Here is a 16,198-nt window from a genome sequence, read left to right as displayed (position 1 = left end):
CTATTCTCCTTTTTTATGGCTCACAAACGCCCAATTTTTGCTGACAAAAAAACCCACCACAACATACACACCACTGCCTATAATAGTCGCCACATAGGGGTTAATCTCGCATACACGATGCAAAGTACTCATACTGCCAAGCTGAGCGATATAGGCTAAGCCCATAGTAAGCCCAAAACGAGGCAAATCCCTTTTGTGCGAAGCAGGAGAAGCAAAAGTGTAGCGTTTATTAAGTAAATAAGAGACAATAAAGCCAACGCTATAGCCCAAAATATTTGCAATTTCGGGCATTAGCCCACCCCACATAAGCCCAAATATCATACCATAGCCCACAAAGGTATTTGCCACCCCCACAGCAAGATATTTTACACCCTTTTGATATATGTCTTTCATTCCTGCACTCCACACATTTGGGCTGATTATATCACAAGGGATTTAATGACTTACAAAGAGCTAACGCACACGCATTACATAAAAATGCAAAGGCAAACCATAAATATTTTGTGAAATAATCATATCACTATTTTTTGTTATCCCAAGCCACATTAAAGCATTTTTTAAAAAAGATTTTATTCCTAAAAGCGGCACATTATAGCCATAGTCTGCTACAAATAAGAGTTCATATCGCTCCATTAAGCTATCCATATTTAGAATTTCAGCAGTAAAAGGTGTGATAATGACAATATCACCACTCTTTTTAGGAACAATCTCATTGTTTTTAAAAACACTCCATTTAGCAGCAGAATCCTCTTCACGGAAGAATCGCTCATCTACTGCCCTATCACTCAATAGATCAAAATCCAACGCTTTGAAATACAAAAGCCATTCACCAAAACTATGATATACCTCCACATTACTTGCCCTATCCACTCCTTCAAGATAGATTTTTGTATGTGGATTCTGTTGTGTATATTGACTTACAAAGCTAAGGGTTGATTGAAAATTCACTGGCACAAATTTATAATGAGCAAAATAATATATAAACATAAAAAGAGTGTTGCTTATAAAAATAATGCTAATAAACCACAAAAACACTTTCCCAACCCTATGCCATCGCCACTTTCCAAGAAAATAGCCAATGACAATAAGAGCAAAAATATATGCTGGCAGTGGATAATGCAAACTGCCTAGCCTTAGCACAATATATTCAAGTAACAAAATGGCACTTGCGACTACACTACTATCTAGCAGGGGATTAAATGCTGATTTTTTCACAAATACCATATAGATTCTATGCAGCAATCCCACAAACACCACGCCATACAAAAAAGGTTCATTCATCAAGCCTGTAAAAAAAACCTTTTCCAACCATCAATAGGGCATTATAGGGCGTTTCCCCATAGAATCCATCGCCTTGCTTATTGAGCAAAACCACATAATAATACACCACAAGCCACACTATGGAGCTTAAAAGCAAAACTAGGTTAAAGATTCTAATTTGAACGCTAAAATTTCTATACCCACATACCAACATCACAAAGGCAAAAGCTCCTATCATAGCAAACGCAGTCTCTTTATAATACAACGCAATATTAGCACTTATAATGCCACATATAAGGGCAAAAATTGCTTGTTTATGCTGCAAAACATACGCATAGCACATCAAAAATATACTCAAAAATACAAACTCCATACGCTCTGGCACAAATAGCCTAAGCCACGAAGTGCTAAAGGCTGGAGATACTAGCAAAAGGAATAAAACAAAGTAGATGAGATTTATTTTAACGGATAGAGAATGATTTAACGGGGGGGGGGGCAGAAACTGATGAAGCAAGAGATTCGCTATAAGCAATCTCTTGTAAAAATACCCTTAAAGCATATTGCAAACACAAAACAACCACAAACACACACAACGCATTAAACATATAAAACACACTTGTCTTAACACCAAAAACTGCTGATAAAATATTTAACTCCTGCCCATCAAGTGGGAAAAATCTCCCAATATCTGGAATAATAAACAAAGGAATATCTTTCCCAACAAAAAGCGTTGATAGCAATGTGTGATCATCAATTACGCTAAAATCAGCATTATACGCCACCAAAAAAGCATACACACATACAAAGCCCCAAAATAGCACACTCACACTTTTTTGTGTCAAAATTTTACTCATTTTTACTCCTTTATTTTAGATTTAATTCTTTTAAGCTATTCGTTTGGGGGAGCTTATTTTGCTACAAAAGATTTAACTCCATAATAATGAGCGTAAGTTGTGTTTGGCCATACGCTTGGATCTTCTCCCGGATTCCCCCAATCACCATATTTACGATAAAAAGACTGAAATGTTTTAGCACTCACCACAATCTCTTCCTTGCCCTGCATTTTTTGCTCCTGTATAGAATCTAGCATTCTCTCCCACTTTAGCCGCCCATCAATATATGCACTCAACACAAACAAGCCATATCCACATAAAAGGGCAAAAATCCACTTATTACATTTCTTAGCTCCACTCTCATTCATCGCACTCCAATGCTGATATACAAATGCCACCATTATTGCAGTGATTAAAATAAACATAAGCCCTGCCCTATCGGGAATCCCCACCTGTATCGTTGTGCCAACAAACACACAAAACAACACAAAAAGCAATAAGATTTTTATAAACAGCCTCTTCGTAGATTCATTATGTTCTCTACGATAAAACCACACCGCCGCTAACAATAAAACAAAAAGCACAGAAAAATACAACAACCCACCATAATTCTCTTTAAAATCGGATAAAAATCTTTTATGATTCTTGACAACAACACTTATAGCAATGACACACAGCAATACACCTATACCCCATAGTTTCTTACTCTTAAAATAGCTACAATTCAAAACAAACAATAATGATGGAATAATAAAGAAAAGCAAAGAAGCGGTTGTAAACCCTGTATATCTATCATTTACAAGTCGCAACTTCTCTTCCAAGCTCATAGCCCAAATATCGCTTAAGGTATAGAATCCACCCCAAGATTTAAACAATGCTGCCCTTTTTGCGTGTCCGGGACTAAGTAGCACACATAAACTTAAGCTCATTTATGCGAGATTTTCTACGCTTTTTTTGAGCTCCCCAAAGCTATTTTGGATAGATAAAGATATGCCATACACATTTTGAGAGGTTGTGAGATTATATTTGGCAAAATCTAGGATTTTTTTCATATCTTCGTTGATGATTGTGAGATCTTTGCTCATCACATCGCTATGATCGATAAGCTTTTGGGTAGTTTCAAAGCTTTCATTAAAGATATCCTCAAAAGTATCAATCTTGGTGTTTACATCGTTGGTGCGTGAAAGCAGACTTTCTACATTTTCTTTATTTTCTATGATGATTTGTTTGCTTTCATTGACATCTTGAGTCATTGCTTTGACATTACTATCGATTTCACCAAGGCTATGTTGGGTATTTTCTGCTAGTTTTCTTACTTCATCAGCTACCACAGCGAAGCCTCTTCCATGCTCTCCCGCTCTTGCAGCCTCAATAGCGGCATTAAGCGCTAAAAGATTTGTTTGATCAGCAATAGAGCGCACGGTTTCAACGATATTGATAATTGTATTGGTATTGTTTTCTAGAGATTCAAAGTGCGAGATGAGATTGGCATTTTGGCTAAAGATATTTTCTACCAAATTATATACATCTTTAAGGAGTGCTCTAATTTCTTGCATAGCAGCAAACATCGATTCTTGCTCGGATTTGGTTTGCAAAATTTCTTCGTTAAAAGTTTGCAAAAGCGCGCTTGTAGAAACTACTTTTATGTTTGTGGATTCTACGATAGCATTCATATCTTGTGAGAGGCTTTCAAGAGAATCTGCGATATTGCCAAGTCCGTTGATATCTGTTTGACCACTTTTGACTTTTTCATGTATAGTTTTTACTACGGCTTGTATACGCGCCTTAAAATCATCGATAAGTGCGAGAATCTTACCATTTTCTGTGCTATATGAAGTATTGACATTGATTTTTGAAGCTAGTGTGATAGAATTTAATTCCTTAGCAATGATTTTTGTCATATTCACACCCCAAGTCTTTTCATCGATATCGTGTATGATAAGTGCGACCACGATGACAAATTGCACAATTTGCCCTATGAGATTCTCAGTAAAGAGCAAGGCATTGGTTGCGAGTATGATGATACCTAGAATGTGAATAATTCGCATACGAAAATAGAGTGATTTAAACATGATAATATCCTTTTTTAAAAAAGTGCGTAATTCTAGCGTTAGAATCTTAATGTAAGTGCATAAAATCTAATGGTTTTTCTTTTTACTCTTTAGACAGGGAATATTGTGATAGAGAAACCAAGTAGGATTATTAATACACCAGATTCCAAACGCACATCAGAAATAAAATTGCTTAAGACATAAAAACCCTCGCTTAGTCTCGCACGCAAGAATCCTTCCCCTTTACGCGAAACCCTCCTTGCATACACTATATCCGCTTCATCATTACACCATTTATCAAACATCTCAACAATCATCAAAGGCGGATCTTGTAAATCCGCATCAATAATCACTACACAATCCCCACTGCTTGTTTGTAGCCCCGCATACATCGCCGCTTCCTTACCAAAATTACGCGAAAAATCAACAATAGAGATTGAAATTTTAACTGTGGGCAAATGATGATAAGATTTGATTTTCTAAATTTCGCAGTGTCAAAAGCGTTTCATCTTTGCTTCCATCATTGACAAAGACGAGTTCAAAATTTTGTATGGTCGTGATGGCAAACTATGGCGGTAAATACTTCTAGCATACTTGTATAAAATGCCATAATATTTTTAGCCTCATTGTAGCAAGGCACGACAACTGAAAGCTTTGCCATTCACACCCTTTAATCTTAAAAAATCATTAAGGCGGGATTATACTTTAAATACCTTTAAGGAAAGTTTATTGCTTTTTGGAATCTAGATTCTATGGATTTTGAAATTTAAGGGAGAAAATTGTTTTGTATTATCAAAGTTTATTATAATGCAAAAAAAAGTTAGGTTCTAGTCGCCAAACTTTGAAACCTAACCTTTTAAAATCACTAATGGAGGCGTAATTATGCCAAAAGAAAACCAAAAAACAAATAAAGACGGTCAAGGTCGCACAAGAATTTGGAGCTTCATCGCTTACCCTGATAGCGTTCCTGCTGATTGGGAGCAGATTCTAACAGAACAATTTAATCTCAAATGGGCTAGAAGTCCCTTGCACGATAGCGACATTAACGCTGATGAGACACAAAAAAAAGCCACATTGGCATATAGTTTTAGTGTTTGATGGCGTTAAGCGATACGAGCAGGTTAAAGAGATTAGCGACACAATCAACGCTACAATACCGCAGAAAGTTCATAATTTGCAAGGCTTGATGAGATACTTTATACACCTTGATAATCCTGAAAAAGCACAATACGACTTCAAAGATATTAAGGCTGTGGGTATTAATGCAACACTTGAGATATATGGTTAAAAAGAAACTAGACTTAGGATTATCAACGATATGCGGAGTTTTTGCGAAGCAAACGATATTAGAGAGTTTAGCGAATTGTTTAACTATGCGGCAGAGAATGAACCTAGTTGGTTTGAAGCATTGAGCCTTAATTCTGCTATGGTGATGAATATGTATCTAAAATCACGCCGACACAAAGCAGAATCTACTGCAAAGCGGTAGATATAACTTCTCATTCTTTCATAGCCAGCCAAAAAGAAACAAGCGGTTTTAGTCAAGGGTAATGGGTAACCCTTACCTGCAAGCAAAAAAACGATTTAAAAGCCATTTATGAGCTTTTAAAGAGCATTTTTTGCGACGCCCTTGACTAAAAAAGTAAAGCGTAGTTTCTTATACTGCTGGATTGAAAAGAATGAGTTTATTTGTTTTCAAACATTTTTAAAATCATAAATACCGAACTTCCAAGAACTATTAAAGCCATCATACTAACAATAAGTCCTATCATTCTAGCTCCTCGATTTGTTTTAGATTCTTAATTATTCTCTTTACAACGAAGTAAAGAGCTACAAAGATAATGATTAAGCCTACAAAACCGCCTATTCCTTGCAGTAGATTTATCTTTGCATAATTCATAAGGGCATAACCAAAAATTCCAAAGATAGCAGTAAGAAAAGCCAATATTAAAGCTTTTAAAAACATCAATCTCTAGTTTAATGCGTTCTTTTTGGCTCATTATTCCCCTTTAAACAGACTAGGTTGGTCTTTGTGTTGCTCTGCTTCTCTTTTAGCAATAAAGGCTTTATATTCTGGTGTATTTGGATTGTGTCAATTAAAAAATCGTTTGCATTATCAAGGCTTTGACAGAAGCTTTTTATTGTTTGACTTACTCTAAGGCTTTGAATGGAAGTTTTTTCTCCATATTTTCTAGGTCTGCCGCCTTTATTTTTCTTTGGTGTTTCCATTTTTTCCCCTTAGTTTTTGTATTGCAAAAATTATAGCAAATGTTTAGAAACCACTCAAAATAGGTGGTTTGCTTGGCAAACACTTAGGGGGTTACTACGACTTTTAGCATTTTAGAATCCTTTTATTTGATTTCACAGCTCTGTGTTTTGCTAACACTACACTTAAAACCATAGGGGAAGTATTTACGAGTTAAAATCTTTGTTTTCAAATAAGCCAACAAGGAGTTTATTAAACATATGCAGTGGCAAAGCCACAAATCCACACTTGCAAAATAACGCGGTTGGCGAATGCAGAATCAAAGATTTTAGCCCTAAAGACAACGCTTTAACTAGATTTTTTCTTAGCTTGGTAGGCTTTGCATCTGCACGCATTAGAGCAAAACTTACTCTTTTTGCTCCCTGTGAAGCTTTTGCCGCAGATAATGCACTCTTTGGTCTCTTTATCCTGTGTTTTAAGCAGTGAAGCTGGATTAATGGGCTTTTGACAATGCGGACATAAAACATTTGACATACTTGTTTGACTCCGATTCTTAAAAAAGATATAATCACACAACCCCTTGCATAATGCAAGAGGAGTGTGATTAATGAAGTTCAAGCTTGAAAGTAATGGACACACTCCAAGCTTTGAGTTTCATTTTAAGCCTTTCAAAGTGATTCCCTACAGCCTACTGATTAAACACCCTTGCGGATATTTAATTAGCGTAAATTATAACATAATATCGTTATAATATCAAGACTTTAACCCTTTTTAAAAACTTAGCTTTTGTGTTTAATACTTGTATTGTTTGAGTGGGTTAAGGCTACAAGAGCTTTTTCACAATTCCTTTTTTCTTTTTTATAAGGGGGAGGGGCTTAAATTTGCAAGTGTGGATTAGTGCTTACGCACGAATGCGAAGTCGGTTCGCAGATATACCGCTCACTCCCCCTTATAAATCCGCCCCTTACCCTTAAGGGCGTTCGTGGGCGTGCCTTAAGCGTGTAAAAGGCTTAGAATATTAAAGATACTTCGCCTACGGCTCAGTATGACAAGAAAATTCTAAGATTTTGCAAGTTTGGACGAGTGCTTTGCACGAGTGCGGTGGGGCTTTGGGATACAAAACTAGAAACAAAGGGCGGCAGGATTTGCGAAATAATCGCCGATTCTAGCCAAAAAGGCGACAATACAGCGGAAGAAGGGGGCGAAGTATTTTTGAGTTTAAATCGTAGCTTTCAAGTGAGCCAACAAGAAGCTTACTTAAGCGTAAGTGCCGCCGTTGGCGAACGCAGAATCTGCGATTTAAACCAAAGAGACAAGCCTAAGCCAACACAATAAAAGGAGACACGCGAAAATGCTGAGCTTATATGAACTTAACACAATGCTTACTAACGATTCCCTAGCAAATGATAAAGCCCTAAAAGAGTATAAAGAAGCTAAGGCGTATTATCACGGACATCAACTTGCCGCCCAAGAGCTAGAGAAACTCGCAAGGCGGGGGCAAATCCCCATTTATGAAAATATCTACAAAATGATATGCGATAAGATTTTGGGCTATAAGATTCAAAGTCTGCAAGAGATAAAAGTCAGTGGCAGACAAGAACAATATAAGCCTTTGGCTAATCTTTTAAATGATTTATTGCGTGTGTTTAACTCACAAAAAGACTATGAAAAAGAGATTTACAAAAGAGACTTTGACTTACTTATGGGACAGAGTGTTATAGAGCTATGGGTTAATAAAGACAAACAAGGCGATTTTCACATCTCTTTAAAGGCTTTAAACAATGAAAGTTTTTTAGTGGATACTTATAGCGTGGATAAAAATGCCCTAGATTCTAATCGTTTTCATAAAAAGCAGAATTTGAGCTATTTAGAAGCAAGGCTACTTTTGGGAGAAAATGTAGATATTTTTCAAAATGGCAGCACTATTGTAGATAATCGCGTGGATATTATAGAAACTTGGATAAGGGAATATGATGAGGAAGTGGAAGAAAAATTTAGCTGGAATCGCTACCTTTGGCATACCATATGAAAAACGCCCCTTTAAGAACAACACACACCCTTTTATCATAGCAAGGTATAACATAGATGAAAAGCATAATTGGTATGGATTATTCCGTGATATTAAGCCCATACAGGATTATATTAATTTTGCTGAAATTAAAATGGGGAATATGCTAGGCACGATAAAGGCTTTATATGAGCTAGATGCAGTAGAAGATATAGATGAGTTTGTAGAGGGAGTGAGCCAAGATAATGCCGTAGTGGGTGTAAGAAGCGGGGCATTGCAAGAAAATAAGATTCAATTCGTGCAGCACCAAGCCGATATTGCCGCTCTCTCTCAAAAGAGTGAGCAAAAGAAAAATATGGCAAAAATCCTAAGTGGCTTAAACGATGAAGCTCTAGCTATGGCGACAAATAGGCAAAGTGGCATAGCTATCGCTCAAAGGCGAGAAAGCGGGCTTTTGGGACTTCAATATTATGTCAATTCCGCAGATAATGCTGATAGATTACTCTATGAAAAGGTGCTAAGTTTCATTCAGCACTACTTCACCAAGCCGCAGATGTTTAAGATGACAGATAAAAAGAAAGTAGAGTGGTATTTTAGCATTAATACCGATGAGAGTAACAAAATAGAGATAGGACATTTTGACTTAGACTTTAAATCCCAGCTCAAACAGCAAGGGCGAGAAGAGCGGTTTGCTCATTGGAGTGAGATTTTTAAAACAATCTCAAGCATACGACCCGATATTGTTACTTCACTTTTGCCTTTAATGCTAAAAGATACAGATTCTCAAATCATAGAGGATATAGAGGAAGTCTTAGCACAAGCTGATAAAGCACAAGAAGAAGCAAACAAAGCAAATCAGCCCATAAGCCAAAAAATGCAAGAGCTAGAAATGGCAAAACTTCAAGCTCAAATAGAAAAACTCCAAAAAGAAAGCCAAAAGCTAGAATCTCAAAGCGAAGTGATGGGTCAAATGCAAGAGCAAATGAAACAAGAAGCAAATAATCCCCAAGAGAGTGGCAAACAAAGTGATGCTCAAAAAATGGCAAAGAAAACGATGCAGATTAGTGTGAAGGATATGAGATAACCAAGCGTGGATAAATCTTAGGCTAAGGCTTAGCTTTTGTGTTTAAAGTTTGAGGATTTGTTATTTTGGGCTTGTATCATACAAACTAAAAGGGGTTTTATGTAGCGTGGAAAGGGCGTTACACTCCCCCACGCATTGATAGTGGTATGGCTTAAATCTAAAAATTTTGCTAACTCATTTTTATTTTTAAACCCCGCTTGTTTGTAGAGAGACTTAAACTCTTGCAGGTCTAGCTCAAAGCTTAGGGTTGTGTAAAAGGGCTTATTCTCTTGCATTTGACTCCACTTTTTAAAAAGGATATAATACAACTAACCCCACCACAAGAGAGTGGGGAAAGTTGTTTAAATTGCTAGGCTTAAGATTTTGACTTTAATCAAAATCTTAAGCCTAAGCATTCTCACAACCTTTTTGAACTTGAAACTTAACATCTCAAATCCTTTAAAAGATTGTCCCTACCGCCTACCGATTAAACACCCTTGCGGATATTTAATTAGCGTAATTATATTATATTTTATATAAATATTTACTTAATAACTCTCACCCTTTTAAAACAACCTTTTACATTTAACCGCTTTAACCCTTTAATTTTCTCTCTTAAAAACATACTATACCACGACACAAAGGAATCTAAAAAGGACTAAAGGTGAAAAATTTCACGACAATGAAACAAAATAGGATTCTAAAATGATAAGCACAGGAATGTTTATATTTGCAGTGGGCTTTGCCATAGGGATAATAACCTATGGCTTATACAGCATAAAGGACTAAAATGGCAATTTTTAACTTTGACAAACTAGAGCAAAGTAACCAAACACAACGCAAAAACTTAGGAGAGAGTGAGTTTAAATCTCAAAGCATTGATTTTTTGCGTAAGAATCCTACAAATATACAATGGGAGCAGATAGATTCGCTTAATCTCCCAAAAGAGCAACAATACGACTATATTAAACAAAATCTAAAAGTAGAGTTTGATTTAGACAATGCCACAAATAAAGGCTTATACGGACATAGAGCAGAATGGGATTTAAATAAAAAAGCAAGTGAGTTTAAAGAAAAATACACAAATAAAGGCTTTTTCAACGATGTAAGCAAAAATATTCAAGGGGTGGTTAGCACTTTTGGCTATGAGAGTGATGATATAAAAGAGCTGATTAAAGATACAGATGAGTTAGCACTTTTTGTAAAGAGAGCGGGGAAAGATGTAGAGAATATCCCGCATTATAATGAGATTAAAGAATATCTCAATTTAGGATTAAACGCGAAGAAAAACTTTTTTGAAGTAGCTGATGATTTGGTGAGTGATTTGACACGCCCTAGCAAAGAAGTCGCTAAAGAGCTGGGACTAAAGAATGATTTACACTTAAGCCAAGCAGAGAAAGGTTTGCAAGATGAGCTAAAAGCCTTTGCACTCTATGAGGAAATCAGAGAAACCCAAAATCAAAACAAAGAAGTGATTTTAACTAAAGAACAAGAGGAAATCATTGAGAATGATTTGGGCTTTTTTAGCTCTCTTTTTAGAGATAAGCAAGAAAAACAAAAAATGTTTATGGATATACAAAGGGCAAGGGAGCAGACAAATAACTATGTCAAACTCTCAAAGAGCTTAGAAAATGTGCTAAAAGATGAGCAGTTTTTTGGACTGCTTTCAAATGCTGAAACGCTTAGTGAAAAGCAACAAGAAAAGATAAAGAATTTTGAAAGCGTAGCGGAGTTTTTGGGCTTTGAAGCGGTGGCTTATAACAAAAATGGGCTATATTTCATAAAAGATGAAAGGGCGTATAAGGTAGAGCAGAATTTTAACCAAGAGCTTTTAGGTGTGCTGAATGATAATAAAGGCTCTTTTGGGCTAGGTATAGCAGGAGCGATGTATGGAGCAAACAAGGGAGCAAGTGCTAAAGCTAGATTTGGCAATATGGTGCTATATGGAGCGGGAGGGGCGTTTTTAGGTGGTGCATTAGATTCTTTGCTTGTAGATGCAAAGCTCAATAAAGATTTTGACATAGCCCAAGCTCTTATACACGGCTCACAAGAAGCGGGGCTAAATATCGCGGGGGATTTTGTATTTAAAGGTGTTGCTACCACTTATAAGGCAATCAAAGGTGGAATGGTAAAAACCGACAAAGGCTTAGGATTATTAAAAGAAGCCACAAATCAAGTAAAACTCGCCCTAAGCGGACAAAATATGGGTGCGATTGATAGAGCCTTATCAAAACAAGCTAAAAAAGATGAAATCCCGCGTATTTTAAAAAGTTTTCAAGAATCTCAAAGTGATGAGTTGATTAAAAAAGACTTTCAAAATGAAAGTTTGACGGAGAAAATCTTAAATAAAGTCTCTGCCTATGCTCCTAAAGTCTTTAAAAAAACTAATGAGCCTAGCTCACTAGCACAAAAACGCCAAGAGCTACTAAGCACGGCGTTAAGAAATAAAGACTTAGCTGATAGCCTTGCAAACCAACTTGATGATGTAGAGGCTAGAATCTTAAGTGAAGCAAGTAATAAAATGGCAAAAGACTTTAAAGCCCTAAGCCAAAGCTATGAAAACTTAATCGCTAAAGAAATACTCAAAGATGAAGCAAATCCTAGTCTGCCAAAAGCCTTTCAAAAAGCCGTAGAGTTAGCAGAACACAATGTGAAAACTCAATACGCTCAAAGTGTAGCCAAACTAGAATCTACACTTAAAGACAAAAGCATTGACTTACTTACACCTTTTAAAAATGTCGCAGATTATGCTATAAGAGAGTTTGGGGCAAATGCTGAGATAAGCAGAGCATTAGTGAGTGAAGTGAATAATTTGCAAGGGCGGAATATCACCATTAAAGAAGCCCTAGAAAAAAAAGATGTAAATGCCATTATTAGAAACTATAACGATAACCCAAATGCCTTAAAAAAATTTAGATTCCAAGATAATGCCCTAGAGCTTAAAGACGCCATTGATACGCAAATTCATAACACTATTGAAAGTGGTATAGCTAAAGGGGAGCTTGATGCATCTGCAAGAGCTGTGCTAGAAGAGTTTAGAGAAGCAAATATCGCCTATGCAGACATAAAGCAAAGGCTCAATGATAAACTCACAAAAGCTATTTTTATGAACCAACCAAAGAAAAGCACGATAAATTCAATGCGAAGTGTAGATGAGTGGAAACAAGCTGTGCTTGATAAGCAATGGCAAGATTCAATCGTGGGGCTAGAGAATACCATATTTGCCAAATTTGACCCTAGAATGCAAGAGCATACACAAACCTTGCTTATCTTTAGAAGCCTAGAGCGACACATTAAAGAAAAGGACAGTTCTACCTTTATAGACTTAAGCAAAGCCCTAAAAGATATAGAGCAATTAGAATCTCTACCCTTGCACCCAAAAGCTCAAAATGCACTTAATATCTTTAAAGAACTTGCTCAAACTTATGAGTTTATGCAAAAGCTAAGTGGAGCTAAGGGCTTTAAAAGTGCGGCAGGAAGTGGAGCGTTAAGCACTACGCTGGAAGGCAGAATGCAGGTATTTATGACAAATAGGTTGTTTAAGGCATTATTTTTTAGAGTGCCTTACATTGGCGATAAAGATGCCCTGCTCCATCACCTTAAAAAAGCAGTCCAAGAGCTGAAATACCCACGAGCTATTACACTTGATATGCTTAATAATCCCCGTCTCACAAGCCCAAATCCAAAAAGCCCAAGCAATCCTAATGGAGAGGCTTATATCAATGAGAGTGTGGCAAAAGATATACAAAGCTATGTGTCAAATCCAAAAACTTTAAGTGATGAGCTAAAACATAGAGCTAAAAACTATGCTTTAAATAATGCTCTAACCACGCCAAGTGATGAAAGTATCCTTAAAGCTATAAATGATGATACACTCATTTATACCACAATAGGCAATGGCAAGGTAAGCAAGGAACAGGTGGAGAAGTTAAGGGAAGTGGTAGAAAAAGCCCCACCCAAACCAGATGACCTAAAAGTATTGCAAATCAACGCAGATGAAGCAATTACAAAGCTACACAACACGCAAGGGCAAACTATTCCAAAAGAGATAGATATACAAACTTTTAAAAATACTTTATCTCAAAGCGTGGAGAATCAAGAAAATTTTATTGTCCATTTGCAAAAAAAGCAGGATGCACAAAGTCGTTTAGCATATTTAAACTTAGTAGAGCCAACACTTAAAGAATGGGATATAAAACTTACAAAGGGCGACAGGAAAGAGCTTGTTAAGGTTTTTAACGATGGGGATAACTTTTTCACACTGCTCATCACAGAACAGGACAACAAAAGATTAATCACATTTTTACCAAAAGCAAGAAATGAATATATAGAATCAAAAATAAAAAACGCTGACCTTATCCAAACTTTTACCAGCCGAGCGAGTGAAAGCAAAGCTGAATGGACTCGCAAGGCAGATTCTACCACAAACAACCTAAAATGGCAACAAGATGGCAATGTCCTGCGGAGTGTAGTGGAGCTAGATAATGGGGAAAAACTGCTCCTTTCAAAAGATATGCTAGAAAATGTCTATATCCAAAGTAATTTTAAAGAACAGATTAATAGCTATGATGAGCTAATGCTACAAGAAAGCCTAGAGAAGTTTGCCAAAGATGAGCTAGAAAATAAACTTGCCAAACAAATAGAATCTAAGCCTTTAGCACAAGAAGTAGATTCTGTCATTTTGAGTGGTAGCGAAAAATCTCATTCTAAAAAAGATACTTCGGCAAAGCCTCAGTATGACAAGGGGGAGGAGCAAGGTTATGACAAACAAAAGATAGATTCTAGTGTGAAAGTAGAGCCTATAAACGAGTTTGGAGAGAATTATCCGCAGTTTTATCACAAGCCACAAGAGGCTATAAAACATTTGCTAGAAACAAAAAGCGGACAAGTGCAAGGGGCATTTTATAGAGATGAAATAGGGGATATTACTCTTGCGTGGGGTGAAAAAGGCACAGACAAAAGCGATGGCTGGGGTTTAGCAAAGATTGTAGAATACCACCCTGAAGTGATAGATAAATTAGATGAATTAGTGCAGAATCTACCCATTGTAAAAGAGAATGCTAATAGGTATCAGCTAGAAAATGATATGTATAAATTAAGTATTAGAAAAGATTTTGAAGGACAAAAAGAAAATTGGATTCTAACAGCATTTGAAAAAGATGAAAGCATTGCTAGGCGTAGGACAGACTTGCCTAGCTCACAAAGTGAAACTGAAAAGACTACTTCAGCAAATGCAAAAGACATTATACCACAAAAGAGGAGCAAAGCTGGAATAGCTAAGCTAGATTCTACACAAATACAAAGCCAAATACAAAAAGAAGCCAAAGCACAACAAGCAATGGCAGATTCTGCGGCACAAACTCAAGCTAAAAGAGATGAGATTATCGCCCTAAAAGAAGCAAAACTTGGCAAAAACGCTGATGAAGTGCCACTAGATAAGGGGCAGGATATACTCTACAAGCCCATAAGAGATACAAGTATAGTGCTAAATGATGAGACTGCTCCATTTGAAGCGGAGTTTGCAGTAGTTAAACTGAGTGATATAAAGCCAAACTTTGATAACTCAAACACGCAAGGGCGATTAATCAAGCAAGAGGGTGTAATAGCAAATATCGTTAATGACTTTAAACCTGAACTTATATTCTACCAAGAGGGCGGAGTAAATGGAGTGCCTATCATCACAAGAGATGGCAAAGTCGTAAGCGGGAATCGCAGAAGTCAAGCTCTAAGGCAGATTTTTAACGCACAAACACATAATGCAGAGACTGCAAAGCAAAAGTATAAGCAAGGGGCAAAAGAGTTTCTAGGCGTGGAATTAGAAAATGATGAAATCATCGTGCGAAGATTAAAAGAAAATATGAGTGATAAGCAAATACTTCAACTTGCTTTTAGCTCAAATATCGGTAGAGAAAGCACAATGGGCGAAAAAGCTCTATCAACCCTTAGTCTATATAGACAAAATATCGCTACACTGCCAAAAGCTTTGCAAAGTGAAAATGTCAATGAGCTAAAAAGCCTTGTGGCAAGACATATAGATAAGCAAGGCAATGGGCTTAATACCTTTGAGCCAAATCTAGCCCTTTTAACAAGCCTAGCGAGAAATGGAAAAAATAGCAATATCTTACAAAGCCTAGATTCCATAAAAGGCAATAGTGAATATAAAAATAAAATCATCAATATGTATATAGATAATGCAGGGAGCTTTTATAATCTCGCTCATAATCCTAGCTTTAAAAACTTAGAGTTTAGAGATATACTAAGCGATGCAATTTTCTACACAGCAAAGCAAAATCCTACAAGAGAGCTAGATTATACACATTTAATTAATGATATTGAAAGCTTTTTAAATCTAGCTAAAGATAAACAAGCCTTAAAAAATGCCCTTGTGTTAGATTCTAACAAGGTGGAAAATCTTACCGCTCAAGCCTTTGGCGTTGCCCTAGCTAAATTCTCACGCCAAGAAAACCCAAGCTCTGCTCTATATGAGTGCTTAAAAGAAGTTCCAAAAGCCTTAGAACTTGCCACACAACCGACATTTTTTACACAGGGCAAGGCTTTAAGTGAAGTAGATATATATGACTTTTTAGAATATCTTATCAATCAAGGGCAGGTTACCCAAAGCCAAAGTGCTTTAAGCTCACTAATGCCAAAACTAAGGGAGCTAAGAGAGAGTATAGCTAATCCACAAAGCAGTGTATCCAAAGCAGAATCTAGCTTAGATGATTTATTTAAAAGCCTTAAATCTAAAATAGATTCTCTACCTAAAAAGCAAGTGGA

At 36.6% G+C, this 16,198-nt stretch carries 19 protein-coding genes; 7 read left to right on the top strand and 12 right to left on the bottom strand.

Annotation, left to right across the window (positions count from 1 at the left end):
• The 8 genes from EBF12_RS05630 to EBF12_RS11790 form a co-directional block, all read right to left on the bottom strand.
• The gene (locus tag EBF12_RS05630; RefSeq protein WP_121726786.1) at nucleotides 1-393 is read right to left on the bottom strand and encodes a GtrA family protein; all 393 of its coding nucleotides are present in this window, start codon (nucleotides 391-393) and stop codon (nucleotides 1-3) included.
• 60 nt (nucleotides 394-453) lie between these two features.
• A complete protein-coding gene (locus EBF12_RS11810; protein ID WP_244196392.1) occupies nucleotides 454-1,281 on the bottom strand; it encodes a hypothetical protein in 828 nt (275 codons plus the stop codon).
• Nucleotides 1,274-1,792, bottom strand: a complete 519-nt coding sequence (locus EBF12_RS11805) for a hypothetical protein (protein ID WP_244196391.1) — start codon at nucleotides 1,790-1,792, stop codon at nucleotides 1,274-1,276. Before EBF12_RS11805 ends, EBF12_RS11810 begins: the two co-directional genes overlap by 8 nt.
• A complete protein-coding gene (locus EBF12_RS11800; protein ID WP_244196390.1) occupies nucleotides 1,722-2,114 on the bottom strand; it encodes a hypothetical protein in 393 nt (130 codons plus the stop codon). The genes EBF12_RS11805 and EBF12_RS11800 overlap by 71 nt, the downstream gene beginning before the upstream one ends.
• 53 nt (nucleotides 2,115-2,167) lie before the next feature.
• On the bottom strand, nucleotides 2,168-3,022 hold the full coding sequence (locus EBF12_RS05620) for a DUF6056 family protein (protein ID WP_121726785.1): 855 nt from the start codon (nucleotides 3,020-3,022) through the stop codon (nucleotides 2,168-2,170).
• A complete protein-coding gene (locus tag EBF12_RS12325; protein ID WP_415579729.1) occupies nucleotides 3,023-3,649 on the bottom strand; it encodes a methyl-accepting chemotaxis protein in 627 nt (208 codons plus the stop codon).
• 605 nt (nucleotides 3,650-4,254) lie between these two features.
• Complete coding sequence (locus EBF12_RS11795) at nucleotides 4,255-4,536, bottom strand: glycosyltransferase (protein ID WP_015453572.1); 282 nt, start codon at nucleotides 4,534-4,536, stop codon at nucleotides 4,255-4,257.
• Nucleotides 4,537-4,682: 146 nt separating this feature from the next.
• Nucleotides 4,683-4,805: a glycosyltransferase gene (locus tag EBF12_RS11790; RefSeq protein ID WP_244196389.1), complete on the bottom strand. Its 123-nt coding sequence runs from the start codon at nucleotides 4,803-4,805 to the stop codon at nucleotides 4,683-4,685.
• Nucleotides 4,806-5,026: 221 nt separating this feature from the next.
• On the opposite strand from EBF12_RS11790, the gene EBF12_RS11425 reads away from it, so the two are divergent.
• The 3 genes from EBF12_RS11425 to EBF12_RS12315 are packed head-to-tail and all read left to right on the top strand — an operon-like array spanning nucleotide 5,027 to nucleotide 5,633.
• The gene (locus EBF12_RS11425; RefSeq protein ID WP_208630954.1) at nucleotides 5,027-5,242 is read left to right on the top strand and encodes a Rep family protein; all 216 of its coding nucleotides are present in this window, start codon (nucleotides 5,027-5,029) and stop codon (nucleotides 5,240-5,242) included.
• Nucleotides 5,196-5,432 carry a Rep family protein gene (locus EBF12_RS12320; protein WP_208630953.1) on the top strand — a complete coding sequence of 79 codons (237 nt, stop codon included), beginning with the start codon at nucleotides 5,196-5,198 and terminating at the stop codon, nucleotides 5,430-5,432. Before EBF12_RS11425 ends, EBF12_RS12320 begins: the two co-directional genes overlap by 47 nt.
• An 18-nt stretch (nucleotides 5,433-5,450) precedes the next feature.
• Complete coding sequence (locus EBF12_RS12315; protein WP_415579728.1) at nucleotides 5,451-5,633, top strand: hypothetical protein; 183 nt, start codon at nucleotides 5,451-5,453, stop codon at nucleotides 5,631-5,633.
• 310 nt (nucleotides 5,634-5,943) lie between these two features.
• On the opposite strand, the gene EBF12_RS05600 is transcribed toward EBF12_RS12315, so the two are convergent.
• The 3 genes from EBF12_RS05600 to EBF12_RS11085 form a co-directional block, all read right to left on the bottom strand.
• Nucleotides 5,944-6,144: a hypothetical protein gene (locus EBF12_RS05600; RefSeq protein WP_157979062.1), complete on the bottom strand. Its 201-nt coding sequence runs from the start codon at nucleotides 6,142-6,144 to the stop codon at nucleotides 5,944-5,946.
• On the bottom strand, nucleotides 6,122-6,373 hold the full coding sequence (locus tag EBF12_RS05595) for a hypothetical protein (protein WP_121726782.1): 252 nt from the start codon (nucleotides 6,371-6,373) through the stop codon (nucleotides 6,122-6,124). The genes EBF12_RS05600 and EBF12_RS05595 overlap by 23 nt, the downstream gene beginning before the upstream one ends.
• Nucleotides 6,374-6,556: 183 nt before the next feature.
• Nucleotides 6,557-6,922 (bottom strand): hypothetical protein, encoded by a 366-nt coding sequence (locus EBF12_RS11085; RefSeq protein WP_157979061.1) that lies wholly within the window; start codon nucleotides 6,920-6,922, stop codon nucleotides 6,557-6,559.
• Between the two features lie 511 nt (nucleotides 6,923-7,433).
• Here EBF12_RS11085 and EBF12_RS05585 point away from each other — a divergent pair.
• From EBF12_RS05585 to EBF12_RS05575, 3 genes are read left to right on the top strand one after another with little or no spacing between them, the layout of a single operon-like run.
• Complete coding sequence (locus EBF12_RS05585; RefSeq protein WP_121726781.1) at nucleotides 7,434-7,685, top strand: hypothetical protein; 252 nt, start codon at nucleotides 7,434-7,436, stop codon at nucleotides 7,683-7,685.
• Nucleotides 7,686-7,701: 16 nt separating this feature from the next.
• Entirely contained in the window at nucleotides 7,702-8,379 is a 678-nt protein-coding gene (locus EBF12_RS11780; protein WP_244196388.1) for a portal protein, read from the top strand.
• The gene (locus EBF12_RS05575; RefSeq protein ID WP_244196387.1) at nucleotides 8,324-9,442 is read left to right on the top strand and encodes a coiled-coil domain-containing protein; all 1,119 of its coding nucleotides are present in this window, start codon (nucleotides 8,324-8,326) and stop codon (nucleotides 9,440-9,442) included. The genes EBF12_RS11780 and EBF12_RS05575 overlap by 56 nt, the downstream gene beginning before the upstream one ends.
• A gap of 29 nt (nucleotides 9,443-9,471) precedes the next feature.
• Here EBF12_RS05575 and EBF12_RS05570 read toward each other — a convergent pair whose 3' ends face one another.
• Nucleotides 9,472-9,717, bottom strand: coding sequence for a hypothetical protein (locus EBF12_RS05570; RefSeq protein WP_121726780.1), 246 nt, complete (start codon nucleotides 9,715-9,717; stop codon nucleotides 9,472-9,474).
• 494 nt (nucleotides 9,718-10,211) lie between these two features.
• On the opposite strand from EBF12_RS05570, the gene EBF12_RS11775 reads away from it, so the two are divergent.
• The coding region (locus EBF12_RS11775; protein ID WP_244196386.1) for a putative barnase/colicin E5 family endoribonuclease at nucleotides 10,212-16,198 on the top strand (5,987 nt) is incomplete at its 3' end.

The sequence above is a fragment of the Helicobacter labetoulli genome (assembly GCF_003670275.1).
Taxonomy (GTDB): Bacteria; Campylobacterota; Campylobacteria; order Campylobacterales; family Helicobacteraceae; genus Helicobacter_C; species Helicobacter_C labetoulli.
This window is presented reverse-complemented; position numbering and strand designations above follow the sequence as displayed.

Excerpts from the sequence above, each read along its gene's own strand:
- EBF12_RS05630 (WP_121726786.1), bottom strand. The coding sequence starts at position 393 with ATGAAAGACATATATCAAAAGGGTGTAAAATATCTTGCTGTGGGGGTG.
- EBF12_RS11810 (WP_244196392.1), bottom strand. The coding sequence starts at position 1,281 with ATGAATGAACCTTTTTTGTATGGCGTGGTGTTTGTGGGATTGCTGCAT.
- EBF12_RS11800 (WP_244196390.1), bottom strand. The coding sequence starts at position 2,114 with ATGAGTAAAATTTTGACACAAAAAAGTGTGAGTGTGCTATTTTGGGGC.
- EBF12_RS05620 (WP_121726785.1), bottom strand. The coding sequence starts at position 3,022 with ATGAGCTTAAGTTTATGTGTGCTACTTAGTCCCGGACACGCAAAAAGG.
- EBF12_RS12325 (WP_415579729.1), bottom strand. The coding sequence starts at position 3,649 with ATGCAAGAAATTAGAGCACTCCTTAAAGATGTATATAATTTGGTAGAA.
- EBF12_RS11795 (WP_015453572.1), bottom strand. The coding sequence starts at position 4,536 with ATGTATGCGGGGCTACAAACAAGCAGTGGGGATTGTGTAGTGATTATT.
- EBF12_RS11790 (WP_244196389.1), bottom strand. The coding sequence starts at position 4,805 with ATGGCAAAGCTTTCAGTTGTCGTGCCTTGCTACAATGAGGCTAAAAAT.
- EBF12_RS11425 (WP_208630954.1), top strand. The coding sequence starts at position 5,027 with ATGCCAAAAGAAAACCAAAAAACAAATAAAGACGGTCAAGGTCGCACA.
- EBF12_RS12320 (WP_208630953.1), top strand. The coding sequence starts at position 5,196 with ATGAGACACAAAAAAAAGCCACATTGGCATATAGTTTTAGTGTTTGAT.
- EBF12_RS05600 (WP_157979062.1), bottom strand. The coding sequence starts at position 6,144 with ATGAGCCAAAAAGAACGCATTAAACTAGAGATTGATGTTTTTAAAAGC.
- EBF12_RS05595 (WP_121726782.1), bottom strand. The coding sequence starts at position 6,373 with ATGGAAACACCAAAGAAAAATAAAGGCGGCAGACCTAGAAAATATGGA.
- EBF12_RS11780 (WP_244196388.1), top strand. The coding sequence starts at position 7,702 with ATGCTGAGCTTATATGAACTTAACACAATGCTTACTAACGATTCCCTA.
- EBF12_RS05575 (WP_244196387.1), top strand. The coding sequence starts at position 8,324 with ATGAGGAAGTGGAAGAAAAATTTAGCTGGAATCGCTACCTTTGGCATA.
- EBF12_RS05570 (WP_121726780.1), bottom strand. The coding sequence starts at position 9,717 with ATGCAAGAGAATAAGCCCTTTTACACAACCCTAAGCTTTGAGCTAGAC.